The organism is Clostridium sp. MF28 (genome assembly GCF_002969175.1).
Taxonomy (GTDB): Bacteria; Bacillota; Clostridia; order Clostridiales; family Clostridiaceae; genus Clostridium; species Clostridium beijerinckii.
Genome location: NZ_CP014331.1, coordinates 563,803 through 590,800, shown reverse-complemented (window position 1 = coordinate 590,800; position 26,998 = coordinate 563,803). Strand labels below are relative to the sequence as shown.

19 protein-coding genes and 1 pseudogene are annotated in these 26,998 nt (G+C 30.3%); 16 read left to right on the top strand and 4 right to left on the bottom strand.

The annotated features are described in order from the left end of the window. Nucleotides 1–3 precede the first annotated feature (3 nt). Nucleotides 4–1,113 carry an aldo/keto reductase gene (locus AXY43_RS02400; protein WP_105410920.1) on the top strand — a complete coding sequence of 370 codons (1,110 nt, stop codon included), beginning with the start codon at nucleotides 4–6 and terminating at the stop codon, nucleotides 1,111–1,113. Between the two features lie 121 nt (nucleotides 1,114–1,234). Here the strand turns inward: AXY43_RS02400 and AXY43_RS27460 are convergent, their stop codons facing one another. Next, nucleotides 1,235–1,435: a hypothetical protein gene (locus AXY43_RS27460; RefSeq protein WP_242986255.1), complete on the bottom strand. Its 201-nt coding sequence runs from the start codon at nucleotides 1,433–1,435 to the stop codon at nucleotides 1,235–1,237. A gap of 300 nt (nucleotides 1,436–1,735) precedes the next feature. Between AXY43_RS27460 and AXY43_RS02390 the strand changes: the two genes are divergently transcribed. The 3 genes from AXY43_RS02390 to AXY43_RS02380 all read left to right on the top strand — a co-directional run bounded on the left by AXY43_RS02390 (nucleotide 1,736) and on the right by AXY43_RS02380 (nucleotide 5,362). Beyond that, a complete protein-coding gene (locus tag AXY43_RS02390) occupies nucleotides 1,736–2,377 on the top strand; it encodes a TetR/AcrR family transcriptional regulator (RefSeq protein WP_105410919.1) in 642 nt (213 codons plus the stop codon). Between the two features lies 1 nt (nucleotide 2,378). After that, entirely contained in the window at nucleotides 2,379–3,587 is a 1,209-nt protein-coding gene (locus AXY43_RS02385) for an alpha/beta hydrolase family protein (RefSeq protein ID WP_105410918.1), read from the top strand. 905 nt (nucleotides 3,588–4,492) lie between these two features. Then, complete coding sequence (locus AXY43_RS02380; RefSeq protein WP_012059079.1) at nucleotides 4,493–5,362, top strand: Tim44 domain-containing protein; 870 nt, start codon at nucleotides 4,493–4,495, stop codon at nucleotides 5,360–5,362. A 139-nt stretch (nucleotides 5,363–5,501) separates the two neighbouring features. On the opposite strand, the gene AXY43_RS02375 is transcribed toward AXY43_RS02380, so the two are convergent. Next, nucleotides 5,502–6,065 carry a TetR/AcrR family transcriptional regulator gene (locus AXY43_RS02375; RefSeq protein WP_065417983.1) on the bottom strand — a complete coding sequence of 188 codons (564 nt, stop codon included), beginning with the start codon at nucleotides 6,063–6,065 and terminating at the stop codon, nucleotides 5,502–5,504. Nucleotides 6,066–6,226: 161 nt separating this feature from the next. On the opposite strand from AXY43_RS02375, the gene AXY43_RS02370 reads away from it, so the two are divergent. The 7 genes from AXY43_RS02370 (at nucleotide 6,227) to AXY43_RS02340 (ending at nucleotide 18,104) form a co-directional block, all read left to right on the top strand. Beyond that, nucleotides 6,227–7,324 carry an efflux RND transporter periplasmic adaptor subunit gene (locus tag AXY43_RS02370; protein WP_105410917.1) on the top strand — a complete coding sequence of 366 codons (1,098 nt, stop codon included), beginning with the start codon at nucleotides 6,227–6,229 and terminating at the stop codon, nucleotides 7,322–7,324. Then, nucleotides 7,324–10,449 carry an efflux RND transporter permease subunit gene (locus AXY43_RS02365; protein ID WP_105410916.1) on the top strand — a complete coding sequence of 1,042 codons (3,126 nt, stop codon included), beginning with the start codon at nucleotides 7,324–7,326 and terminating at the stop codon, nucleotides 10,447–10,449. The genes AXY43_RS02370 and AXY43_RS02365 overlap by 1 nt, the downstream gene beginning before the upstream one ends. Nucleotides 10,450–10,935: 486 nt before the next feature. Beyond that, entirely contained in the window at nucleotides 10,936–12,273 is a 1,338-nt protein-coding gene (locus AXY43_RS02360) for a hypothetical protein (RefSeq protein ID WP_065417980.1), read from the top strand. A 1,275-nt stretch (nucleotides 12,274–13,548) separates the two neighbouring features. Next, nucleotides 13,549–14,193 (top strand): glycoside hydrolase family 11 protein, encoded by a 645-nt coding sequence (locus tag AXY43_RS02355; RefSeq protein WP_012059233.1) that lies wholly within the window; start codon nucleotides 13,549–13,551, stop codon nucleotides 14,191–14,193. Between the two features lie 218 nt (nucleotides 14,194–14,411). Continuing rightward, complete coding sequence (locus AXY43_RS02350; RefSeq protein ID WP_039768756.1) at nucleotides 14,412–15,038, top strand: GntR family transcriptional regulator; 627 nt, start codon at nucleotides 14,412–14,414, stop codon at nucleotides 15,036–15,038. A gap of 362 nt (nucleotides 15,039–15,400) precedes the next feature. Further along, complete coding sequence (locus tag AXY43_RS02345; protein WP_039768754.1) at nucleotides 15,401–16,528, top strand: ABC transporter ATP-binding protein; 1,128 nt, start codon at nucleotides 15,401–15,403, stop codon at nucleotides 16,526–16,528. 1 nt (nucleotide 16,529) lies between these two features. Further along, on the top strand, nucleotides 16,530–18,104 hold the full coding sequence (locus tag AXY43_RS02340) for an ABC transporter permease/substrate-binding protein (protein ID WP_023975383.1): 1,575 nt from the start codon (nucleotides 16,530–16,532) through the stop codon (nucleotides 18,102–18,104). A 34-nt stretch (nucleotides 18,105–18,138) separates the two neighbouring features. On the opposite strand, the pseudogene AXY43_RS02335 reads toward AXY43_RS02340, so the two are convergent. Further along, nucleotides 18,139–18,351 (bottom strand): annotated as a pseudogene (locus AXY43_RS02335) (KipI antagonist); the annotation flags it as partial. A gap of 357 nt (nucleotides 18,352–18,708) precedes the next feature. Between AXY43_RS02335 and AXY43_RS02330 the strand changes: the two are divergent. The 3 genes from AXY43_RS02330 (at nucleotide 18,709) to AXY43_RS02320 (ending at nucleotide 23,232) form a co-directional block, all read left to right on the top strand. Further along, nucleotides 18,709–19,830 carry an IS4 family transposase gene (locus AXY43_RS02330; protein ID WP_243099107.1) on the top strand — a complete coding sequence of 374 codons (1,122 nt, stop codon included), beginning with the start codon at nucleotides 18,709–18,711 and terminating at the stop codon, nucleotides 19,828–19,830. 391 nt (nucleotides 19,831–20,221) lie between these two features. Then, nucleotides 20,222–21,892: an acetolactate synthase large subunit gene (locus AXY43_RS02325; protein WP_039768750.1), complete on the top strand. Its 1,671-nt coding sequence runs from the start codon at nucleotides 20,222–20,224 to the stop codon at nucleotides 21,890–21,892. Between the two features lie 392 nt (nucleotides 21,893–22,284). Beyond that, the gene (locus AXY43_RS02320) at nucleotides 22,285–23,232 is read left to right on the top strand and encodes a LysR family transcriptional regulator (RefSeq protein WP_023975382.1); all 948 of its coding nucleotides are present in this window, start codon (nucleotides 22,285–22,287) and stop codon (nucleotides 23,230–23,232) included. Between the two features lie 337 nt (nucleotides 23,233–23,569). On the opposite strand, the gene AXY43_RS02315 is transcribed toward AXY43_RS02320, so the two are convergent. Beyond that, complete coding sequence (locus AXY43_RS02315; protein ID WP_023975381.1) at nucleotides 23,570–24,151, bottom strand: TetR/AcrR family transcriptional regulator; 582 nt, start codon at nucleotides 24,149–24,151, stop codon at nucleotides 23,570–23,572. Between the two features lie 197 nt (nucleotides 24,152–24,348). Between AXY43_RS02315 and AXY43_RS02310 the strand changes: the two genes are divergently transcribed. Both AXY43_RS02310 and AXY43_RS02305 read left to right on the top strand, forming a co-directional pair. Further along, nucleotides 24,349–25,695, top strand: a complete 1,347-nt coding sequence (locus AXY43_RS02310; protein ID WP_105410914.1) for a TolC family protein — start codon at nucleotides 24,349–24,351, stop codon at nucleotides 25,693–25,695. Nucleotides 25,696–25,786: 91 nt separating this feature from the next. Then, nucleotides 25,787–26,995: an efflux RND transporter periplasmic adaptor subunit gene (locus tag AXY43_RS02305; RefSeq protein WP_105410913.1), complete on the top strand. Its 1,209-nt coding sequence runs from the start codon at nucleotides 25,787–25,789 to the stop codon at nucleotides 26,993–26,995. Nucleotides 26,996–26,998 lie beyond the last annotated feature (3 nt).

Sequence of the window (26,998 nt, the reverse complement as noted above, 5' to 3'; positions counted from 1 at the left end):
GAGATGGAAAAGAAAAAATTAGGATTTGGATTTATGCGTCTTCCGCTAAAAGATCAAGAAAATCAAGAAAGTATCGATTTTGAAATGTTAAATAAAATGGTAGATACTTTTTTGGAAAGGGGCTTTACTTATTTTGATACAGCGTATATGTATCATGCATTTAAGAGTGAAATTGCTTTGAGAGAATCTTTAGTAAAACGTCATAAGAGAGATAGTTTTACAGTAGCATCAAAACTACCAACTATGTTTTTGAAAAAAGAGGGAGATCAAGAAAGAATTTTTGACGAGCAATTAGAAAAATGCGGTGTGGATTATTTTGATTATTATCTCCTTCACAACTTAGGTGTATCAAATTATAAAAATGCTCAAAAGTTCGATAGCTTTGCATTTGTTCAAAAAAAGAAAGAAGAAGGAAGAGTAAAAAATATGGGCTTTTCTTTTCATGATAATGCAGATTTATTAGATGAAATCTTAACTGCTCATCCAGAAGTAGATTTTGTTCAATTACAAATTAATTATATTGATTGGGACAATGAAAGTATTCAATCTAGAAAATGCTATGAAGTTGCAAGAAAACATAATAAGCAAGTTGTTGTTATGGAACCAATTAAAGGCGGGACTCTTGCAAATGTACCAGAAGAAGCAGAGAAATTGTTTAAAGAATACCATAAAGATATGTCTGTGCCATCATGGGCAATAAGATTTGTAGCAAGTCATGAAGGAATAATGATGGTATTAAGTGGAATGTCAAATATGGAACAACTTCTTGATAATACAGGTTATATGCAGGATTTTGTGCCTTTAAATGATGAAGAAAAAGAAATTATTAAAAAAGCTACAGATATTATTAATAGTAGCATTGCAGTTCCATGTACTGCATGTCAGTATTGTGTAGATGGATGTCCAAAGAATATTCAAATACCAAAATATTTCTCTCTATATAATAACTATAAACAATTTGGACCTGGGATTTCACAGGTCTACTATAATAATTTAACTCAAGAGCATGGAAAGGCTTCTGATTGCATAGGATGTAAGCAATGTGAAGGACATTGTCCACAACATATAGAAATTACAAAATGCTTAAATGATGTAGCGGCTGTATTTGAATAAGAATTGGATTAAAATGAAATAAATTTTTAAGAGCCAAGCAAAAAACAATTTTAACTATTGTTTTTACTTGGCTCTTTATTTTATCTTTAATTGAGAGGATATTTAAAAAATATATAAAGAACTAAGCTCTATCAATGTCCTTAATTAGTCCTAAATGTTCTGGCTTCCATCCAAGTCTTTCTTGAGTTAAAGCATTGGATGCTGGAATATCTGCAGCAATAAGCTGCCCTAGAGCTCCAAAATGGTTAGTTGCCTCTTCTAGAGATATTGATTTGGTTGGTACACTAAGACGACGGCCGATAGCTTCTGCAATTTCGCGCATAGGTACACCTTCGTTAGCTACTGCATGAAATATTGATCCGGTTGATGCTTTTTCTAGTGCTAGTCTATAAAGTTTTGCAGCATCAAGTCTGTTAACAGCTGGCCAACGGCTAGAACCATCTCCTACATAAGCCGAGAAGCCTTTGCCATGGCTATCTGAATAAAGTGTACATTTAAGGATTCTTTTCTCTATTTAATTTTAATAGTTTCTTTATAAGGTAAATTTTGTATTGACTAATATTATTTGTAAGAATATAATAATATTAATGAATGACATCAGTCATTTGCAGGAGGATAAAAAATGGTTAGAGTAATTAAAGATCCAGAAGAGAGAAAAAATGATATATTAACAGCTGCAATGGAACTATTTAAAGAAAAAGGTTATGGGAAAACAGCTGTAAGTGACATTGTAAAAGCAGCTGGTATAGCTCAAGGAACTTTTTATATTTATTATAAAAATAAGGAAGATGTTTTTATATCAGTAATTGAAAATACAAGAGAAAAAATCATTCAACAGCTCATTGATGTACAAAAGAGAAATGATTTAAATGCAGTTGAGAAAATGAATTTAATCATAAAACATGAATTCGATATAAATCGTACAAAGGATGACTTGATTCTGCAGTTACACCTTGAAAAAAAATCAGGAATTCATTTGCAATTCATTATCAATACAATACACAAGCTTGTTCCAATTTATACTTCAGTTATTGAACAGGGAGTAAAAGAAGGATTATTTGATATCAAATATCCTAAAGAAGCTGCAGAATATATGTTAGTAGCTACTAAATTTTTGTTTGATCCAGGAATATTTAGCACCAATTTGGAAGAGTTACAGATAAAAGCTAAGGCAGCAGAAGATATAAGCGAAAGAATACTTGGATCTTCTAAAAATAGCTTAAAGTCGCCAAATATTATGCATTTATTGAAAGGAGAAATTTAATATGAAGGTAATTTTTAAAGACAATCAATTTTCATTTCAGATTTTGAGACTTCTTGGAGGTGCTACTTCTGGTAGCGCAGATATAGGTGAAGTTATTTCAACTGCTCAAAAAATCAAAGAAGGGGATTTTGAAAGCTGGTGTAAAGAGTGGACAGTACTTGCAAAAAGGATTGAAAATTTTGCTGAGGAATGTTATTCAAATGGGCATTTAACTAGTGCGAGACAGGCATATCTTAGAGCATCAAATTATTATAGAACCGCTGAATTTTATTTACATGAGAATCCAAATGACACAAGGATAAATGAACTATATAATAAAGGCATACATTGTTTTTCATATGTTATGAAGTTAAATAATCCTGTTATTGAGGCTGTTGAAATACCATATGAAAATACAAATCTTCCAGGTCACTTTTACCATACTGATAATAATCCAAGACCAACTTTAGTTCTAGTTAATGGGTATGATGGTACTAAAGAAGAATTTTATGGACTAGCGATGTCGGCACTTGAACGTGGGATGAACTTCTTTACTTTTGAAGGACCTGGACAGGGAGAAACAGTTCGTAAACAACATCTATTTTTTAGATATGACTATGAAAATGTCATATCTCCTGTTTTAGATTATCTTCTTTCAAGAAATGAAATAGATCCAAATGCAATAGTGTTGATGGGAGAAAGTTTTGGAGGATATTTGGCTCCTAGAGCAGCAGCTTTTGATAAACGTGTTGCTGCTTGTATTGCTAATGGAGGAGTATATGATTTTATGGGATTCAGGAGACCTTCTGATTTTTCAAGAGAAGAATTTTTTGCATACGTACGTAATAATCAAGAAGAAGTTAATGCTATTAATTATGAGGAAATGAAAAGGAATCCAGATATGAGATGGGCAATTTCACATGGAATGTACGTATCTGACGCAAAAACTCCTGCTGAATTCATTTTAAAAACTGAAAAATATTATCTTAAAGGAATAGCGGACAAAATTAAATGTCCTACACTTGTCATTGATACTGAAAATGAACACTTTTTTCCAGGACAAGCTAAAGCACTTTATCATGAACTAAAATGCAGAAAAGATTTTATGCTATTTACTAAAGATGAATGTGCTGAGGAACATTGTCAGGTTGGAGCTAAATTAATTGCAGGTGAACGCATTTTTAATTGGATTGAAGATACTATAAATAATCATATAAATGTCAGCTCATAATAAAGCGTGCTTATTTCAACTAAAAAACTATAAGGTATTAGCGCTTTATAGTTTTTTATACAATAAACAAACATTAAAAATTATATTTTCTGATACACTTAAAATATCAAGCATTGTTTTATAACCAGGAGCGGTACAAGCGTCGAAAATTCGATAAAGCAAGATCAAAGAGCGATTTAAGAATCATAAAATTTAACATAAGCTAGTGATATGTACTAATAATTGAATAGCTTTAAATAAACCACGTAGTTTAACTTGTATTACTTGCGAGTAAACTACGTGTTTTGTTTATGACATAGAACCTATAATGATATTCTTTATACAGCATAGAAGAACACCATCATATGAAATCTTATTTTCAAATAGCAAGAGATTTTTACAAAAGGAGGAAAAATTATTTGATTTTATTTAAAAAATAATGTTCAATTCCAATAAAACTTTTTAACAATGAAAAAAGTTAAAAAGTTAAGAAGTTACAAATAAAGAAATTTAACAATATAATAATTTATATTAAACAAGAACCGCATTGCTTTATGAAATGTAGTATCTTTAGATTATAAGAAATAATAGATTTTAAATGAATATACCTATATTTGTTTATCTATATACATAATATTGGAATTAATATTATAATTATTATATGACAATAGTGTAATCGAGCATACGATAATGTGCTTACACAAATGTGAATTTGGAAGAAAAAAATGGATGAGCTTCGTCTAGTATTTATATTGGGTTTCCCCCAATAACAAAACTATATGAATTTATTATATTTTGAGGATAAAAAACAGCTGAACCAACATTTTTAGAAGCTAATAAAAAATGAATTTTATTTTAATAAGAAGTTTCTTAATGAAGATAGTATTTTGGAATTCATAAACTTATATATATTCAGGGGGAATAATATGTGGGAAATATTTAAAGAGCCAAATAAGCGCAGTAAATATGTTAAGAAGATAGTTCAGATGTTAAATGACTCTGAGACTTTGTATTATTTAAATATGGCTACTGATAAGCGTAATAGATATGATAGAGAAGCTATGACGGATCTATTCTTTTTTAAGACTAAAATTCTTATTGTGATGATTACGTTAATAGCACTTTTAAATAAGTTAGGATTGCCTGATATTATTAAGTGGTATCATAATGGAGGAGAATTTCCAATAAAATCTGCTTTTTTAGTTGGTCTAAGTTTTGTAATAATTATTATTCATATTTTAAAGCTGGATGATTATTGCATTAATAATCTTATATACAATAACGAGATGAATAAGAAAAAGAAGAAAACAAATGAATTTATAAATACAATAAAGAAAGATCCTAAAAATATTTCTTATGCTTTTCTTAGAAGCACTGTAAAAGAAGCATTTTCTAAGGTAATTGAGTCATTGGAACGCATGAATTTTGAAATGTGCCAAAAATATATGAGTACCGAGTTTTATGATGGGCTGCAATCACAATGTAAAAGATACTCTTTTGAGAATATTGGAAGGATAATTGAAGAACTTGAATTTATAGAAGCAGAGCCAGTTGGACTTATTCATCATCATGATAGCTATAAAGATATAGTCTGGTTCGTCATTAAATATAATGCAAAGGATTATGTTGTAGATGAAACAGATGGAGAGATTCTCTTTGGAAATAATAAAGTTAAGGAGTTTGAACAATATTGGAAGTTTCAAAAAGCAGAGGAAAATACTTGGCTGCTAAGTGATGTGGTAGCAAAAGGAGAGCGTGATATAAAAAAATGCTTTAATATTGTTGAAGAGTTTTAATTTTGGCTACAATTTTAACACTCTATGTTTAAGAATAGGAATGATCAATGTAAAGTGAAAACTGTGCATAGTTTCTTTAGAAGTGGAAGAAATTATGCATAGTTTATTAAGTATAATGTTTTAGCTAAGTATGTCTGCGTTATATTAATTTTTTATATTCAAATAGTACGCCTTTTGTAACCATTGTCCAAAGTATATCGAATAATTCATCTATTTCAATTTCTTTATTGTCATACCAATGGATTATGGTTGATATTACTGCAGAAAAACAAAATTCACAAAGATACTCAGCGTGAATATTATCCTTGGGTAAGTTAAATGCATTAAAGGCAATTGGAATAATTGTCTTTTTTAGTTTGCCTTTAAATTCGGGGGCACCATTTTCACTGAGTAAAATTTTCAAATGTTCACTTTTGGCAAAGAAATATAGCTCAGAAGCTTTAGGTCTTAAACCTTTAATTAAGTGAGGAAACAATATTTTGCTTGCATTATCATGTATATAATGAAGTAAAATATTTTCTTCTTGTTCAAGTATATCACTTACACTTGTGAAATAAGCATAGAATGTACTTCGATTATAGCCGGCTACATCGGCTATTTCTTTTACTGTTATCTTATCTAATCTTTTCTTTTTTAAAATCTTCCAAAACGCCTCTATAATATTTCTTTTTGTTTGTTCGGTAATTTCAGGTTGTTTATTCATATTATCTCCTTCTTTCCAACACTTGGGTATCTTTTGTTGATTGATGAAAGTTTCATATCAGTTATAATTTAATTATACAACACCGTGTTGTGTGATTAAAGATGTAATTTGATTGAAAGATTGAAGATGCAATCAAGAAAATTTAAAAGGGGTGCTTTACAATGAAAATTAAGATGATAAAAAAGTTTTTACTGGTTATTGGAATAGTGGCTATTTGTTTTTTTGTTTTTAAGATAGTGAAAACAAATTCAAAGAAAGAGGAAACAGTTTTGCCACCTCCTATGGTAAAAACTCTAACGATCTCAACATCCAATAAGGATTCAGAATATGTTTATTCAGGAGTAGTCCAACCTCATTATAAAAGTCAACTGGCATTCCAAGTAGGAGGAAAGATTATTAAAAAAAATGTGTCAGTTGGAGATAATGTAGAACAAGGAGCAGTTCTAATGGAACTTGATTCTAGAGATATTGAACAAGCAGTAAAAAATTCTGAAGCGGCAGTTTCACTAGCAGAAGCCAAATATAAACTGGCTGAAGATAATTTGAAACGATATGAGCCACTTTATCAATCTAAATTTATATCTCAGGCAGAATATGATAATTATGTAAATGCTGATGAAACAGCAAAGGATGCATTAGAACAGGCCAATGCATTGCATACTCAAAGTTTGAATCAACTGGATTATTGTAAATTATGTGCTGATAAATCTGGAGTAATTAGCAGTGTTGACGCTGAAGAAGGACAAGTTGTCACACCTGGGCAGAAGATTATAACACTAGTTCAGAATAATCAATTAGAAGTAGAAATTAACGTTCCTGAAAATAGAATTGACCAATTAAAAAGTGCTAAAGAAATCAATATAAGCTTTTCGGCTTTATCAGATGTTAAATTGAAAGGCTCTTTAGGAGAAATTTCTCCAGTAGCTAATGATGCATCACGTACTTACAGAGTTAGAATAAATCTTATAGATCCACCTCCTAGCATAAAAATAGGAATGTCTTCTAGTGTGTCTATTAACGAAAATAACTCATCAAGTCAAATATGGATACCAATTGGAGCCGTATATCAGCCAGATTCATCTCCTGCTGTTTGGGTTGTTAAAGATAATGCAGTCACCCTGAAAAATATTACAGTAAAGGATTTCGGTAGTGATCAGGTTACAGTAAGTGATGGCTTAAGCGAAGGAGATGTAGTGGTGACAGCTGGCATTACCAAACTACGCGAAGGTCAGGACGTAAGAGTAGGGAGTGATAATTAATGAAGGGTTTCAATCTGACAGAGTGGTGTCTTAATAGAAAACAACTGGTTTATTTTTTAGCTATTACAATAATTGTGTCTGGGATTTTTGTTTATCCTAAACTTGGAAGAAATGAAGATCCTGAATTTACTATTCGTGAGATGTACATAACTGTCGTTTGGCCAGGTTCAACTGCAAGTCAGGTTGAAGAGCAGGTTACAGATAAAATAGAGAGAAGACTTCAAGATATACCTAATAAAGATTATATAAAAAGTTATTCCTTTGCTGGAAGATCAGTTATTTTCATTGATTTAAAAGATGACGTGGCTTCAGATAAAATTAGAGACACTTGGGTTGAAGTTCGTAATGACATTAATGATATGAAAGGTAATTTGCCATCTAATATAGTTGGTCCTAATTTCAATGATAGATATGATGATGTGTATGGTTGTGTTTATGCATTAACATCTGATGGTTATACTTATGAAGAAATGAGAGAAAAGGCAGAGAATATTCGTAGGACTTTATTAAATGTAAAAGATGTTAAAAAGGTTGACTTAATAGGTGTTCAAACAGAAAAAATATCTATTCAGATAGAAAATACTAAAATGGCGCAACTTGGTATTAGTCCGAATACAATCAGCAGTGCTCTACAGACACAGAATTCTGTTATACCATCTGGAATGATTCAGACATCAACAGATAATGTTTATCTTAGAGTAAGTGGAATGTTTGATAATGTTGATAATATCTCAAACTTACCAATCAAAGCAGGTAATCAAACCTTTCGTTTAGGAGATATAGCAAGTATTACACGAGGTTATTCTGATCCTCCAGATCCTAAAATGTTTTTTAATGGAAAGGAATCAATAGGAATTGCAGTTTCTATGGAAAAGGGAGGAAATGTTCTAAACTTAGGTAAAAATTTAGATAAAACACTAGATGAGATTAAAAACGATTTACCTCTTGGCTTAAATATAGATCAGGTAGCTAATCAGCCTGAGGCTGTTACAGATTCTATTAATAATTTCTTAGAAACTTTTGTTTTAGCGCTTGTTATTGTAATGGTAGTAAGTTTTGTAAGCTTAGGTTTCAGGACAGGATTAGTAGTTGCAATATCAATTCCACTGGTTATTGCAGGAGTGTTTGTTGGAATGTACTTTTTAGGGATTCCGCTTCATAAAGTATCACTTGGAGCTTTAATAATTGCACTTGGACTACTAGTTGATGATGCAATTATAGCAATTGAAATGATGTCAGTTAAACTTGAGGAAGGATGGGATAGGTTTAGAGCAGGTTGTTTCGCATTTACATCAACAGCTTTTCCTATGCTTACAGGTACATTGATCACTTGTTCTGCTTTTACACCAATAGGCTTTTCAAAGGGAAGTGCATCTGAATATACTGGAAGCGTGTTTACCGTAGTTACTATATCATTGCTTTTTTCATGGGTTGTTTCAGTTTGCTTTGTTCCAGTATTGGGTTTTGATTTGATAAAGATTAAGAATAATGAAAATAGAAAATCTGATGTATATGACACCAAGTTTTATAATAAATTTCGTGGCGTTTTAAATTGGTGCTTAAATCATAGAAAATTAGTAATAACAACAACAATAATATTGTTTTGTACTTCTGGTTATGCACTTTCACATTATGTTCAAAAAGAGTTCTTCCCAGCGGCAACAAGGCCTGAACTTTTAGTAGATATGACTTTACCTCAGGGTTCATCAATTAGTGCAACTCAAGAAGCTGCAGATAATCTATCAGAAGCTTTAAAAGGAAATAAAGACATTGTTAATTATTCTTATTATGTTGGGAGAGGTGCTCCACGATTTGTTTTATCTTTAGAGCCTGCATCGCAGAATAGCAATGTTGCACAGTTTGTTATATTGACGAAAGATATTGCAGCAAGAGAAAGGGTAAATAAGAATGTTCAGCAATTGCTTGATAGTGGGTTTGAAAATGTTCAAAGTCACATAAAGGTTATTCAAAATGGTCCTCCTAGTAATTATCCTGTCATGTTTAGAGTTACAGGTTATGATAATGACAAAGTACGTGAAATTGCAGGAAAAGTACGAGATGCCATGGCCTCTAATCAGAAATTATACAATATTAATTTCGACTGGTTTGAAAAAACAAAAGCAATGTTTATTGAAGTGGACCAGGATAAAGCTAGGGCACTTGGTTTAGACAGTCAACAAATTTCATTATTCTTGCAAGGACAATTATCTGGCACTACAGTATCTCAATTTAGACAAGATGATAAGACGGTAGATATAGTAGTTAAAATGGATCCAGTTAATATTAATGATCTTGGTTATATAAAGAATATAAATATTCCAATACCAAGCGGTGGTTTTATACCAATGGATCAAATTGCTAAAATAAATTATAATGCTGAAGATGGCTATATAGTAAGAAGAGATTTAAAACCTACTATAACAGTCCAAGCAGAAGTATTACCGGGCATAACAGGAAATGATGCAGAAACCAATATATACAATCAGCTTGAAGATTTACGAAAGACCCTCCCTTCAGGATACAGCATAGATATGGGGGGAGCTCTTGAAAGAAGTAATAAAGGATTGGCTCAGGTTAGAGATGTTGTTCCTATTATGATAGTTTTAATGGTAATTCTCTTAATGCTTCAACTCCAAAACGTACCAAAGATGATAATGACCTTACTTACAGCACCACTTGGAATAATTGGGGTAACATTAGCTTTACTTATGCTTAACAGTCCAATGGGGTTTGTCGTAGTGTTAGGTATTTTAGCACTAATGGGTATAATCATAAGAAATTCTGTCATCTTGGTTGATCAAATTGCAAATCATATCAAGACTGGAGAATCTATCCGTGAAGCCATTATAGATTCAACTATCTTAAGATTTAGGCCAATTATCTTAACCGCTGTAGCTGCAATTTTAGGGATGTTACCATTAATTAAAAATACTTTTTGGGGCCCTATGGCAGTGGCAATGAGTGGAGGACTATTTGTCGCAACTATCTTAACCTTGTTTGTACTTCCAGTTATTTATGCTTCTTGGTACAAAGTAGACAAAAAGCCTGAAAATAAAATTATTCTAGAGAATAAAGAAGTAGAACTACAGGAGGAGGAAATTATTAATGAAGGCGAGAATGAATAATTTGTATTAAATATATAGATAACCAAACTAAGACCTGAACTTATGTGTATGCCTCATCGAAATGAATAACATACTTTTGTTCCAGTTTCTAGGTAATTCTGATGGGTGATTCTAAGGCTATAAAGTTGCACCCAAAGTGCTAGCCTCAAAGAACAAGCTTTGAACTAGCAAATTTGGAACAACTTATAGCCAAAGAATCACATCCATCAAAATTACCAATGAAACATTCCACAAAAGTATATTACTCATTTCTAGTTGGGAAATACTTCATAGTCTACGTATAGTTTATGATTGTGTTATCTATATAGGGTTCCTCAATGAGAAGTGAACTTATGTGTATCCAATTTCTCTGTTTGGGATATTTCTAATTTTAAATATTTAACTCATTAATGAGTGCTTCTGGGCAAGCTATAGACATGAAAAAATTGAGTACAAGAAATATGAAAGAGTAACAAATCAAATTATTAATTAAGTGGGTGAATAATAATGAATAAGAAGATAAATAAAGTAATTGCAGCTGGGATTACAGTTAGCATGATTAATGGAGGGATTATTCCTGCTTTTGCAGCTGAAAATGCGAAAGCGGTGACAGATAAAAGTAATTCTATTGTATTAAATTCAAGTACATCAGGTGAAAATACAAATACTTTAGGCGGACAAACTACTAAAACAAAGAAATTTATCACTTTAGATGAGCTTATAAAATCTGCTGTTGATAACAGTGATAAGTTAGCATTGAAAGAAAAAGAATTAAAACTGTATGATGATAAGTTGGATCTTCAGGATGAAAAAGATGATTTCTCCGATGATAACAATTTAAAGACCGGCAATGATACAGTAGATGATTTTCCAGCTGATAAGCTTAAACTTCAAAAGAAACAAACTGCTCAGTCTGAAGCTTTTTTGCAGGATCAAATAACAAATGATGTTACAAAGAGATATAATGCAATCATATTAAAAAAGATTGATATAGACAAATTGAAAACAGGTTTAGAAATCAAAAATAATGATTTAGATGCTTTAAAAATGAAAGTTTCAGTGGGGCTTGCGATTCCTAATCAGTTGGATGACAAGCAGATTGAACTGAATAAGGCACAAGATGAGATAAAGGCTAAAGAAAACTCATTAAAAAATAATTTAGATTATTTAGGAGTATTAACAAATCTAAATTTATCAGATTATACATTGGATTCAAGTATTAGTTATGAAATATTAAAAATAGATGGCTCGCTAAATGAATATTTAGATGATAAAATAGATAGTTATTTAAAGTATAATGATGAAATTATTAAACTTACTGATGATTATATGCATGGGTTAAGAGAAGAGGATATGAATAAACTTAGTTACTATGAAAATAAAGTAGTGAAGGTTAATAAAAATGATTATTATGAGATTGATGGTGATGGCAACAAAACTTTTAATACTCAGGAATATTGTTTAGCCATTGTTAGCTATGTGCAGCAATACTTAAATGCATTTAATAATTATCAGTCCTATTTAGAAGGTAGATACAGTTTAGCAGAAGCTAAGGTTAAATTAGATGACTCAAAGAAAAGTCTTAAAAATGTCTTAAAAGAGAATTATTCAACATTGTGTGACTTAGAAAATCAGATAAAAAGATTAAAAGAACAGATTATATCTAATAATACAAAGCTTAGGTCTCTAAAAGCAAAAGTAGATTTAGGAATAATAACTGAAAATGACTTCAAAGCTGAACTTTTAAAGAGTAAGGATTTAGATAATTCACTAATGAATCTTATCAATACTTATAATATATTAAAAAATAGTATTGAAAAACCTTGGGTACTTAGCAGTAACTAATAGTAGTGGCGGTACTTTGAATTATATAGATAAACAATATATAGCTTAGACTTATGCAATAACCCGCCGAAAGTCGAAACATTGTTATTTCACAGGACTATGAAAATTTCGCTGAAATTGCTAAATTGCAGGTTGCACAACTAATGCTTGCTCCCAATTTAATTGTGACAAGCATTAGTTGAACAACCTACAATTAAGAGCTTTTAACAGCTCATTTTCAATGCCTGCTGCATAAAAATGTTTCTACTTTCTAGTATGGTATTTATTGCAAAGTATAAATCAAATTCTTAATTTGTTTATCTATATATGGAAATGTAACTAAATAACATAGGATTAGTTTAGAAAGTAGTTGGAATAACTTAAAAAATAATAGGTTATTCCAGCTTTTTTTCTTGTTTTAGTAATATATAGATATCTATATATTTTAATCTTTGTGAATTATACTAGAAATTAGATACAAATTTGTTCCTGTTTTGCTTGTCACGAGCTTGCTCGGGAACATGCTGAAATGGTGCAACTTATGATGTTAGAAAGCCTCAGCATATTCTCAGTAACCGAAACAACAGAGTACCTTTACTTTCGGTAAGTTATTGCACAAGTCTAAGTTTTGTTTTGGATATCTATATGCTGAAATTCTTGCAATATATTACGGAAAATAACCAAGTTAATAAATTGTAATATTTTTGTTACAAATAATTAATTATTTTAAACTAAAATATTAATATGGCTTATGGAGGTGTTGGTTTTTGCACGAAATGAAAAAAATATTTTGGCGATTATTGTTATATGATACAATTTTCTTATATAATGAGGTATAATTTTTAGTAGTTAAATGATAATTGTGGAAAGATATTATATATGTTGCAATTCACAATGCACAGTTCACAGCTTATAATTACGGCTAAAATTTTTGTGATATTTTTAGAATTATGATGAAGAATTATTTTGCAATAAATATATTAGGAAATACGAGGGGATAAGGAAATGAGAAACAATTACAGATATAGCAGATATAATAGAAATGTTCGCATAAGAAGAAAGAGAATATTGATTTTAACTATTATAATTGTGGCATTAGGAGGTTTGGCTGCCTCTATAATAGATGATAAATTTTTTTCAAAGAATAAAAATGTACAAGCACTTGCATCTAATGAGGCTGTTGAGTCAAATCAAGATGATGAAGCTAATAAAACCAAAGAAGATGATACAAACGCTGAAGTACAAAGTGATTCTAATGTTGATGATGTTGCATCTGTAGAGAAATTTTTAATGAAAATGAAAAAAAGAGGATTAAAATTATTTTTAGCGTCATTAATGTGTTGCACTCTTGCACTTTCTGTTGTAAACGTAAACGCATATGCAGCAGCAACAGACTATTGGCAAAATTGGACAGACGGTGGTGGAACAGTAAACGCAGTTAATGGATCTGGCGGTAATTATAGCGTTAATTGGAGTAACTGCGGCAACTTTGTTGTTGGTAAAGGCTGGAATGCTGGATCATACACTAGAGTAATAAACTATAATGCTGGTCAATTTGCACCTTCAGGTAATGGTTATTTATCATTATATGGATGGACAAGGAACTCACTTATAGAATATTACGTTGTTGATGACTGGGGAACTTATAGGCCGACTGGAAATTACAAGGGTACTGTAACTAGTGATGGAGGCACATACGATATATATACTGCTACTAGAACTAATGCACCTTCTATCGATGGAGTTACAACTTTCCAACAGTTCTGGAGTGTTAGACAATCTAAGAGATCAATTGGTACTAATAATACCATTACTATGAAAAATCACGCTGATGCATGGGGAAGTAAAGGAATGGCTTTAGGTTCTAGTTGGGCTTATCAGATGATAGCAACAGAAGGATATCAAAGTAGTGGAAGTGCTAATGTAACAGTATGGGAATAGAACTTAACAATGTAGTTTTGAAAATTTTTTGTTATTTATTTAAGCTTTAATTTATAAGGTTTTGATTCTCAGTATTTTATAAATTATATGAAGTTAGGTTATGATAAATTAAGAAGAATAGCAGAAAATAAAAATATATGATAAAATACCTTTGAAAGTATTTCGTAATATTTTCAAAGGTATTTAAATCTAATTTTAATAAGAGGATAGAAGAAAAGATGGAAAAAAAAATAAGAATAGTTAGTCCTGTTTATCAGCAAATTGCCACAGATATTGCCTCGAAAATAGCAAGTGGACATTATCAAGTTGGTGAAAAAATATATGCGCGTTCTGTACTTGCAAGTCAATATGGAGTTTCAGCAGAAACGGCTAGAAGAGCTATAGCAATACTTGCAGATGTGGATATTGTAGATGCCAATAAGGGCAGTGGTGTAATAATAAAATCAACTGAAAATGCTATGAAATTTATCAAGCAGTATAATGATGTTAAGACGGTTAATGATTTAAGAAATGATATATTAGATAAATTAGAAGGGCAGAAAAAAGAAAATGATCTATTAAGAGAACAAATAATTGATTTGTTAGATAGAACTGATAGATTTAAGTCTATAAATCCATTCATACCATTTGAAATACGTATAACTAAGGAAACCCCATACATAGATAAAAATGTAGCTGAAATTAATTTTTGGCATAATACCTCTGCAACAATTGTATGTATCAAAAGAAATGGATGCCTAGAAATGTCGCCAGGACCATATGCTGTGTTACGTGATAATGATATTTTTTATTTTGTCGGTGATGAAAGCTGCTATGAGAGAGTAAATAAATTCTTATATCCATAATATATCTCTGAATTAATTTGTAACGGGTAATATATTAACCATTTAGATTATAAAAATGGTTAATATATTACCCGTTATAATTTTAGCGTGAAAAATCTTAATCCAAATCAAAATTAAATATATAACAGCTCACTTCCAATGCTTATTGAATGTTATGATTCAAGAGTTTATCGATATTTATCTAATTTCGCTCTTTGTAGTATCTCAGATTTTCAACGTGAAGCTCTATAACACAAAAAGCAAAAAAGTTCAAATTTGACAAAAGTAACAACCTTATATTACAATTAAGTTGTTACTAAAACTATAAAAAGTAACAACTTGTATATGGAAATAAAGTTGTTAACGGGAAGGGAGTGGAATTTTTGATAGAATTTAAAAATGTTCGCAAAGATTTTAAAAACAAAACAATACTCAAGGATATTACACTAAAGATAAATAGAGGAGAGCTTGTTGCTATTATAGGATCAAGTGGATGTGGAAAGACCACAACCTTAAAAATGATAAATAGGCTAATTAAGCCAACAGCAGGTAAGATTTTTATTAATGGAGAAGATATTGCATCAAAAGATGTGATAAAACTTAGACGAAATATTGGATATGTAATACAGCAGACAGGATTGTTTCCGCATCTTACAATTAGAGAAAATATTGAGATGATTCCTAAAGTTGAAAAGTTAAACAAAGCAAGTATAAAAAAAAGAACTCTTGAACTTATGGATATGGTTGGATTAAATAGTAATGACTTTTTAGATAGATATCCAACAGAACTTAGTGGTGGGCAGCAGCAGAGAGTAGGAGTTGCAAGAGCCTTTGCTACTAATCCAGAAATAATTTTAATGGACGAGCCTTTTAGTGCATTAGATCCAATTACTAGAGTTCAGCTTCAAGAAGAGTTAATTGATTTACAAAGTAAATTAAAAAGAACTATTGTGTTTGTAACTCATGATATGGATGAAGCAATAAAAATAGCAGATAAGATTTGTATAATGAATAAAGGTGAGATTGTGCAATATGATACGCCTGAAAATATACTTAAAAATCCTATAAACGATTTTGTAAGTGAATTTATAGGAAAGAATAGAATATGGTCTTCACCAGAATTTATAAGAGCTAAGGATATAATGATTGACCATCCTGTTGTTTGTTTTAAAAATGCATCACTTTTAAGATGTATTGAAAAAATGAGAAGTTCAAAAGTTGATAGTTTAATGGTTATAGATAGAGAAAGTTATCTTTTAGGAATTATTACAGCAAAGCAGATTCAAAATAAAACTGATAGAAATATTCCTGTAGAAGAGATAATGAATAAAAAATTTATAAGCGTACAACCTGATGATTCAATTATAGACATTCTTGAACTTGTAAAGGAACATAAAATAGGACAAGTACCTGTTCTTGATGACTTTGGAGTTTTAAAAGGTATAATTACCAAAAGTAGCTTGGTAACAACTCTAAGCAGTCAGTTTTTAGATATGGAAGAGGTGAATTAGTATGAACGAATTTTTAAATTATATATTTACATCAAAAGATCAGATAATTACATTGCTGCTTGAACACATTAAGCTTACAGCATTATCAGTTGGGATAGCTATAATAATTGGTATGCCATTAGGAATTCTTACAAGCTATGTGAAAAAGCTAAACAAGCCAATCTTAGGAATAGCTAGTGTTGTACAAGCAATTCCAAGCATGGCACTGCTAGGATTTGCAATACCGTTTTTAGGGATTGGTACACCGCCAGCGATTGTAATGGTAGTACTATACTCATTATTGCCAATTATAAAAAATACAACAACAGGGATTGATAGTATAAATTCAGACATGCTAGAGGCTTCAAAGGGAATCGGACTTACTAAATTTCAAGTTTTAGTTAAAGTTCAAATTCCATTAGCACTACCAGTAATAATGTCAGGAATAAGAATTTCAGCAGTTACAGCAGTAGGACTTATGACTATGGCAGCATTTATTGGTGGTGGTGGTCTAGGATATTTAGTCTTTTCTGGTATAAGAACTGTTAACAATTATCAAATTTTAGCAGGAGCAATACCTGCATGTATATTAGCCTTATTAGTAGATGGGTTATTTAGTATTGTAGAAAAACTTGTTACGCCAATCAGTTTGCAAAAAGCTAATAACAAATCCAAAGAAGCAAAAATAAGAGCTAGAAAAATACAAAAGGGTATATTAGCAGCCACTGCATGTGTACTTATTGGGATTTTTGCAGTAAGTGGATTATCTAAAAAGATTTCTAATAAAAAAGTTATTACAATTGGAAGCAAGGACTTCACTGAACAAGAGATTTTAGGAAATATATTATCAGAGCTTATCGAAAGAAAAACAGATATTTCAGTTAATCGTAAATTTGCATTAGGCGGTACTCAGGTTATATTTTCAGCCATGCAAAATGGAGATGTTGATATGTCTGTAGATTATACGGGTACAGCGTACGGAGATGAATTAAAATATAAACCAATATCAGATGTAGAAGAAGTTTATAATACAGTAAAAAAAGATTTTAAAGATAAGTATAATATAGAAGTATTAAAACAGATGGGATTTAATAATACCTATACACTTGCTGTAACGAAAGAAACTGCTAAAAAATATAATCTCAAAACAATAAGTGATTTATCTAAAGTTTCAAATGACATTACTGCAACTACAACCTTAGAGTTCTTGAATAGGGAAGATGGATTAGTAGGTTTAGCTAAAAAATATAATTTGAATTTTAAGAATACTGTAGGCATAGATGGTAGTCCTAGGTATGCGGCATTAATGAATAAAGAAAGTGATGTTATAGATGCATTTTCAACAGATGGATTATTAAAGAAATATGACTTAAGCGTTTTAAAAGATGATAAAAACTTCTTCCCTCCATATTATGCGGTTCCAGTTGTACGAGCTGAGACATTAAAGAAATATCCTGAAATACAACCGCTTGTAGAGGGAGTAGGAGATTTACTTAATAATGATGTAATGAGCGAATTAAACTATGAAGTAGATGAATTAAAAAAAGATCCTAAAGATGTTGCTGTAGATTTTCTAGAAAAGAATGGATTAATCTAATTAAAGCAAAAAAAATTAAAGGTAGATTACGATGCTAATGCAAAGTAATCTGCCTTTTTCTATTTAAATATAGTTTTTCAGCTTCCTTTAATGTGCTTTTCTTAAATGTAATTTTATCGTTAGGTTTTAGCTGAACTATTTTTTGTATGTCTACAGATGCAACATGAGCAATCTTCGGATATCCCCCAGCTGTCTGTCTATCAGCTAAGAGAATAATTGGATTGCCATCTGGAGGGATTAATAAGCTATTCCCTCTTAAAAATAATACTTATATTAAGTTTTTTATTAACATCTGTAAGTTAAAAAGAATAAATATAAAAAAATCCCAGGCGACTGTGGAGCCGTAGATTTTTTTTACGCATCTGCCTTTCCGAACGCATGTGAGGAAAATCTGGCAGGCGAATAAGATTTCTTTTTTATTCTTTTTCTATACAAAAACTAATTAAATAGCCTTCTTCATAAGTTATCCACAGATTCTATTACATTATAAATTCCCATATGTGTTGATTAACCAAAAAATAGAAGTGAAAATATATAAAAAATGAGGTCATTCTGTAGTAATATTAAAGTGCGAACCAAAATAATACTTAAGGAGAATGCCCTCATGAAAAATACTACCACTATATTTGATATATTTCAAACATTTTTAAGTGAAAAGGAAGTTGAAAAATTTAGTGAAATTTTAGAATATGTTGATACTGCAAGAAAATTCACATTATATGATTTAATAAAATTCTTTATTGCAGCAGCTACGAATGAATATAAGAGTTATAGGGATGGCGTTGAGCATATGGAATCAGTAGGGCTAACACCAGTTGATTATTCAACTATTTCTAAAAAAGCCTCTAAGGTAGATTACAAAATTTCTAAAACTTTATTTGAGATTATTGTTTCTAAATGTAATCGTAGAATGCGAAGAATTCTAAATTTGCCAAAACAATTAATAGCAATTGATTCAACTACCGTGACCGTAGGTGAAAACCGTCTTAAATGGGCAAAATTTAATGGGAAGAAATCTGGAATAAAACTTCATATATCTTTAAATATTAATGACTTTACACCACAAAAAGTTATTGAAACTATTGCTAAAAAGCATGATGGACCGATAGGTGAAGGTTTAATAGATGTACACTCTATTTTAGTTGAAGATAGGGCTTATGAAAATCATGAGAGATTTGATATGTTTAAAGAAATAAAACAATCTTTTGTTATAAGAATAAAAAATAATACAATACTTTCAAAACCAAAGAAATTGAGAAGTTTAGGAGTAGTAGAAAATTCTTCTGTAATTCGAGATGTTACATGTTATTTAGGAAAAGAGACTAAAAAAACTCAAAATAGATTTAGAGTAGTTGAATTTACTGATTATTATGGTAAATCAGTAAAAGTGTGCACTGACCTAATGAACATTACTCCAGAAAAAATAGCAGAAATATACAAGGAACGTTGGAAAATTGAAACCTTCTTTAAATTTATAAAACAAAACTTGAATGTAAAAAGAATATTTGGAACAACTGAAAATGCTGTCTATAATCAACTTTTCATATCATTGATAGCTTATGTTTTGCTTCAATTTACTTATGTTGAAACGACTAAAAATTTAAAATATGTTAAATTATCACTAATTCAATTTGTAAGAAAATTGCTTAAAAAAAGTCTTAAGGTCGAAGTCTATATATCTATTAACTTATTTTTGAAAAATATCAAAAATAAGTTAATAATTTAAAGTAAAAATTTGGTTAATCAACACTTGTGATAAATTCCTATAGAATAAAAAAAGAGCCATTTTAATAAATGACTCCATTGTCTTGCTATTTGATTATAATCTTACATAAAAAAATAAATTTTTTCAAGAATTTATTTAAGATTAAACATATTTACCAAAACAATTTTATCATTATTCTAAATATCATTCAAACAAATTTTTTGTTGCACAACTACAACAAAACAGTTGTTAAATAAATTAGTTGATTTTCCTCATTTTATCACAACCATTTTATTGTAATTAAATAGGAAAAAAGTTGTTGGAAAAATATTTTTAATTGAAGTATGATGTTTGAGAAAATATTAATGCATTAAGCATAATACTAAAATATATAGATTAGAGGATGTTTACTATGGGGACAGAAAAAAATGAAAAAGTTCAATTAAATACAGCACAGCTGTTAGTTAAATGCTTGGAAGCAGAAGGAGTAGAATATATTTTTGGAATTCCAGGAGAGGAAAACTTAGAAGTAATGAATGCTATTGAAGGGTCAAGTATTAAGTTTATTACGACTCGTCATGAACAAGGGGCTGCATTTATGGCTGATTTATATGGACGGTTAACAGGTAAAGCAGGAGTATGCTTATCAACACTTGGTCCAGGGGCAACTAATTTAGTAACAGGAGTAGCAGATGCACATAGCGATGGTGCCCCTGTAGTTGCAATTACTGGACAGGTTGGAACTGAAAGAATGCATATAACATCGCATCAATTTTTAGATCTTTGTAAAATGTTTGAACCAATTACTAAGAGAAGTAAGCAAATTGTTAGACCAGATACAGTAAATGAAATTGTAAGAATCGCTTTCAAATATGCTGAAAGCGAAAAACCTGGAGCCTGTCATATCGATTTACCTGTAAATATTTCAAAGATGCCTGTAAGTATTTGTGAAAAACCATTAGAAAAGAAAATTCCACCAAAAGAATATGCAGCCTTAGCATCAATAGAGGAAGCTGCAAGTGAGATATTTAAAGCAAGAAATCCAGTTATATTAGCTGGAAGTGGAGCTATTCGGAATAATGCTGCAAAAGCAGTTACAGAATTCGCAAGTAATTTAAAGATTCCAGTAATAAATACTATGATGGCAAAAGGAATAATTCCTTTTGATAATATATATTCAATGTGGACAATAGGAATTCCGCAGAAAGATTATGTAAATAAAGTTATTGAGGATGCTGATTTAGTAGTCACAATTGGTTATGATATCGTAGAATATGCACCAGCAAAATGGAATGTAAATGGAGATACTAAGATTGTTCATGTTGATACAAGACCATCACACATCAATAAGCTTTACCAGCCAATAGTTGAAGTAGTTGGTGATATTTCAGATGCTTTATATAATATAATGAGAAGAACATCTAGAAAAGAAGAGCCAGTTGATGCACTAAAAATCAAAGAAAAAATGGTTAATGAACATCAAATCTATGCAGAAGATGAAAGTTTTCCAATGAAACCTCAGAAAATCTTAAGTGATGTCAGAAAAGTAATGGGACCCCATGATATTGTGGTTTCAGATGTTGGTGCGCATAAGATGTGGATTGCAAGGCATTATAATTGCTATGAGCCAAACACCTGTATAATTTCTAATGGTTTTGCAACAATGGGAATAGGAGTTCCAGGTGCAATTGCAGCAAAATTAATAAATCCTAGTAAGAAAGTTTTAGCAATTGTTGGTGATGGCGGTTTTATGATGAATAATCAGGAAATAGAAACAGCACTTCGTATAGGTACTCCGATTGTCGTTTTAATTTTTAACGATAGAAATTACGGGTTAATAAAATGGAAACAAGAGGATCAGTACGGTAAGAGCTGCTATGTAGAATTCACAAATCCAGATTTTGTTAAAATGGCCGAAAGTATGTATGCAAAAGGATATAGAGTGGAAAAATCAGAAAACTTAATACCAATTTTAGAGGAAGCCTTTAAGCAAGATGTGCCAGTAATTATTGATTGTCAGGTTGATTATAGAGAAAATACAAAGTTAACAAAGCATTTAGCAGAAGTATATAAGAATCTTTAAGCAAAAAATATGATTAAGAGATGATATTTAAAACGAGGCGCTAGAGAACGAAAGGCTAATTGTTAAAACAGAAATTTGTTTATTTAAAATATATAAGGAACTTATTTATAAATTTAAATCTCTACCGGAGGATACTGAATTAAATAAATTTATAGGGAAAACTCTGGATTGCAAGGAAAAAGAAGTATATGATAAAATAGAAGAATAATTAAACGTGCTAATTCCTAGAAAAGCTTTAAGAGATAGAATATTCTAGAATATGAGCTAATATAGTTAAAGATAGTATAGTAGGAAAGTAAAGACGTTTGATGATAAGTAATTATGTAGAATTAGCAATAGAAACAGATATGAAATATATTTATATTAAATACAAGGTAGAGTAGTGTTACGTTATGATGAATTTTCTTAATTTAGAGTATTTTTTAACAGCAGCAGAAGAGCTGAATTTTACAAAAGCGGCAAAAAAATTGTTTATTTCTCAACAGTCATTAAGTTCTCATATTTCAAAATTGGAGAATGATTTGGGGGTTGAATTATTTAATCGTACAGTGCCATTAACATTGACACCAGCGGGGAAAAGTTTAGTGAAAAATGCCTTAAGAATTTTGGATTTAAAAGAGCAGTCAGTAAAGGAATTGGCAGATATTAAAGATTTCAAACGTGGAGATTTGTTTATTGGAGCTTCACATACAAGAGGACGAGCCTTTTTGCCAGAAATTCTTCCTTATTATAATGAAAAGTTTCCTAATATTAATTTACATTTACTTGAAGGAAACTCAAAGGAACTAGATGCAGCTTTATTAAAAGGTGACGTAGATTTAATAATAGGAATGTTACCTTTTAATGTTGAGAATGTAGAGATGGTTCCACTTTGTAATGAAGAAGTTCTTATGGTTGTTCCAGATAATATATTAGTTAAATATTTTCCTAATAATTATATGGAAGTAAAACAAAAACTTGAAAAAGATATGGATATTACATTACTAAAAGATTGCCCATTTCTAATGGTTAATGCTAAAAATAGAGTTAGAATTATTGCAGATGAAATGTTTAATGAAAAAGAAATAAAACCTAATATTATATTGGAGACAGAAAGCATTGAAACAGTGCTGGCACTTTCAGTTAAAGGAATGGGAATTACTTTTTATCCCAAAACCTTAATGAATAATAAAGATTTAATATTCGATAAGAATACAATTACTGGAGTTAATCTCTATCATCTGAAGTATAACAAAACTCATGGTACATTAGCTATTGGATACCAAAAAAATCGGTATGTATCTCAAGCTTTAAAAGAATTTATTGAGCTTGCAAAAGATAAGTACGGAAATATAGAATAATAGCATAAGTTATTAATTAGCGTTCTAGTTCTATAAGGTGTTAAACACTTTTAGTAAACTAGAACGCTTTTATTAATAAAGGGTAAAAGGAATAAGATAAAGGAGCTGCTTACTTTTTGCTTTGGAATTTAACTATTTAGTAATTTCAAACTTAAGTAAAATATATTCCATAACTAAAACTTCCTAGAAGTTAAAGTGATGTTCTTTTAATTGAAGAACCTAAATGGATAAACATATAGGTTTAAAGATTAAATTAACTTGAGCTTTTTTAGCCTTGCACAATAGATGAAGTTTCATTTAAGAAATAAGATCTTGTTTTAGCAGATAGAATTCCTGTCTATTTATCAGTTGTATCCAATTTGTCAATCAACATATCTCCATATCTAACCATTTCATCAATACTTAGAGGCATATTATTTTCAAGCCACCAAATGGCTAAACTAACCATTGAAGAAGAATAAAATTCTGAAAGAATTGGTGCAGGGATTAAAAATATTAGTCCATTAGCTTCGTCACTTTCCAATCTAGATTTTGTACGTCCAACTACTATTTTTTGAAGCACTTTTATTGTGGAACCATTATTTAATAGGCCGACTGAATACATTTTTATATTTTCTTGCATATGTTCTAATAGAAGTCTAAATAAATTTACATAGTATTGCCTTGGATTATCAACTGGAGTCTGTTCAGTGCTTTTTTCTTCGAAATTTTGGACTAATTGACTAATTAAAGAATCAAGCAAATGATATTTATCTTCAAAATGTTTATAAAATGTAGTTCGATGGACCATTGCCTTCTCACAGATATCAGTAATAGTGATATTATCGAAGCTTTTTTCAGAAAGTAAAAGTGTTAAAGCATCAAATAATAGTTTATATGTCCTTCTTATTCTTAAATCAAGAGTTTTATTATTAGTCATAAGTTCCTCCTAAGGAAATAATCTACACATATGTAATTGTGCAGATTAACTATATAGATTAAGGTTATTGTTTCTTGATAACCCTCATACAACAGTATATAGTATTTGTTGTACACCTGTAAAGTTTGTATACATGTGTAGATTATAAAACTATATTTAAATATTTAAATATTTAAATAATGGAGAGGTGGATATTAATGAGACGAAATATAAAAAATCTGATTGCTGTTGGAATTTTAGTAAGTATCATAAATAGTAGCACTGCACCAGTATTTGCAACAGAATCTACATCTACCGAAAGTGAAAATATCTCAAGACAAGCGCAAAATCATACTAATAGGGTGGAAAACGTAAGCGTTGGACAAGGTATACATGATGATGTAGATAAGAGAGTTCTAAAACTAACTGATGCAATAAATGCGGCAATAAGTAATAGTGATAAGTTTGCTTTAAAATCGAAACAAATAACCTATTATCGAAATAAAGAGGATCTTCAAGAAAAAAGCACTGATTTTAATAAATCCTTAGCAGGAGATAATTACTCCAGTGATGTATATGATTATCCTTACGATAAACTTGAATTGCAGGAAAAGCAGACAAAACAATCAAGAGATTTCATGGAAGATCAAATATCGAGTGATATTACCAATAAATATAATGATATGGTTTTAAAGCAAATTGATATAGATAAATCAAAAAGAAACTTGGAATTAAAGAAAAATGATTTAACTTATTTAAAAGGAAAGCTGTCGCTCGGAATGGCAACAGAGAATCAAGTTACTGATACTGAGGTTGAATTAAAATCATTACAAGATGATATAACAGCAAAGGAAAATGCTTTAAGTGATGCTAAAGATTATTTCAAAGTGTTAACTGATTTAGATTTAAAGAATACTTACATATTTGATTATGATGTGGATTATGGAAAATTTAAAATAGATGACTCAGTTGAGGAATATATAGATGATAAGCTTAACAGTTATTTTGAATATGATGATAAAATATTAGATTTAACTAAGGACTATCTGAAAGATTTGAAGGACGAAGGAATAAAAGACATTATGAATAAAGATATACCAATAGCACCTAAACAATCCGATTATATTACAACTGATGCTAATGGTAATACTACATTAGATTCTGGTGGGCTTGCTTTGGCGTCAATAGCATATGAACAAAAGGAATTAAAGTATTATACAGATCTTAAGAATTATGAAGCTTATCTAGATGGTAAATACAGTTACGATGAATCAAAAGTTAAGTTAGATGATACGAAAAAGAGTCTTAAAAATATATTAAAACAAAATTACTCAACATTACTTGATATAGAAAATAAAATAGATAACTTAAAAGAACAGATTAATTCAACAAATACTAAACTTAAATTTGCAAAAGCTCAAGTAGATATGGGATTAATGCTACAAAATGATTATGATAAACAAGTTATAGCAAGTGAAGAATTGGATACTGCTTTAAGAAAACTTATTTATATTCATAATAACTTAAGAGATAGTATTCAAAAGCCATGGATATTAAGTAACTAATAAATTTTTTCAATGAATAAAAATTATTCAGGAAAATAAACTCAATAAATATTATGTTTTATGTGCGATATGGTGAATATAAGGAGGATATATGAATAAGAAGATAATAGCTATTTGTTTAGTAATTTTAAATTTTACAACATTAAGTGGATGCAGTAAAAATGATAAAAAAATAGATGCAAAAACTTATCCAGTGAAAACAGTAGAACTTCAAAATCAAAGCCATTTAAGTGATTTAGAATATGAGGGTATAACAGGAGGAAGTGAAGTAAGAAAGCTTTCCTTCAAAAGTCCAGCTAAAATTTCAAAAATATATGTTGTAAAAGGTCAAAAGGTGAAAAAAGGAGATAACCTGGTTGATTTAGATAAAAGTGACTTAAATTTGGCAGAAAATGCTGCAAAAGCTCAAATGGATGCAGCTCAAGCCCAATATGATAAAGCAGTAAATGGAGCACAAGCAGAGGATATAAATAAAGCTCAGATAGCAGTAAAAAATGCTCAGGATGAGTATAATTACTGCAAGGATTTATATGATAAAACCGTTAATTTATTTCAAATAAAGGCAGCTACACAGCAGCAGGTTAACGATCTTAAAATTAAATTAGATGGTAGTGAAAGCCAGTTAAATGCAGCAAAGGAAACATTGACACAGCTTCAAAATGGAACAAGGGAAGAGGATAAGCAAGCAGCATTGGCACAGGTAAATGCTGCAAAAGCTAATTATGATTCAAAGGTTAATTTAGTTCAAGATGCATCTCTTGTAGCAGATGAAGATGGTTATGTAGTAGATGTCCTTTGTAAAGAAGGAGAAATGCAACAAGCTGGGTATCCAGTAATTTTAGTTAGAAGTGACGATCAAGTGATTACTGCAGGTTTATCAGATGATGATGTAAAGAAAATACAAGTAGGAACAAAAGCAGAAGTTAAAATAGATGACACTACTACTGATGGAGAAATTATGAATATAGTTCAAGCACCTGATAAACAAAGTGGAACTTACAGTGCAGAAATCAAAATTTTAAATCCAATAGATAATGATAAATATTACGTAGGTCAGTCTGTGAAAGTTTATATTGATAATGGAGAAAAGAGTGGCATATGGATTCCAATTACCAGCATTTTGAATGATGGACAAGATTATGTTTATACAGTGGAAGATGGACGTGCTGTTAGGAAAAATGTAACTTTAGGAGATACAAATGAAAATGAAGTACGCATAGATGGATTAGAAGTTGGAGAAAACCTTATTACTGAAGGTATGAAAAATATAAAAGCTGGATATCAGGTTTCAGCAGAATAAAGG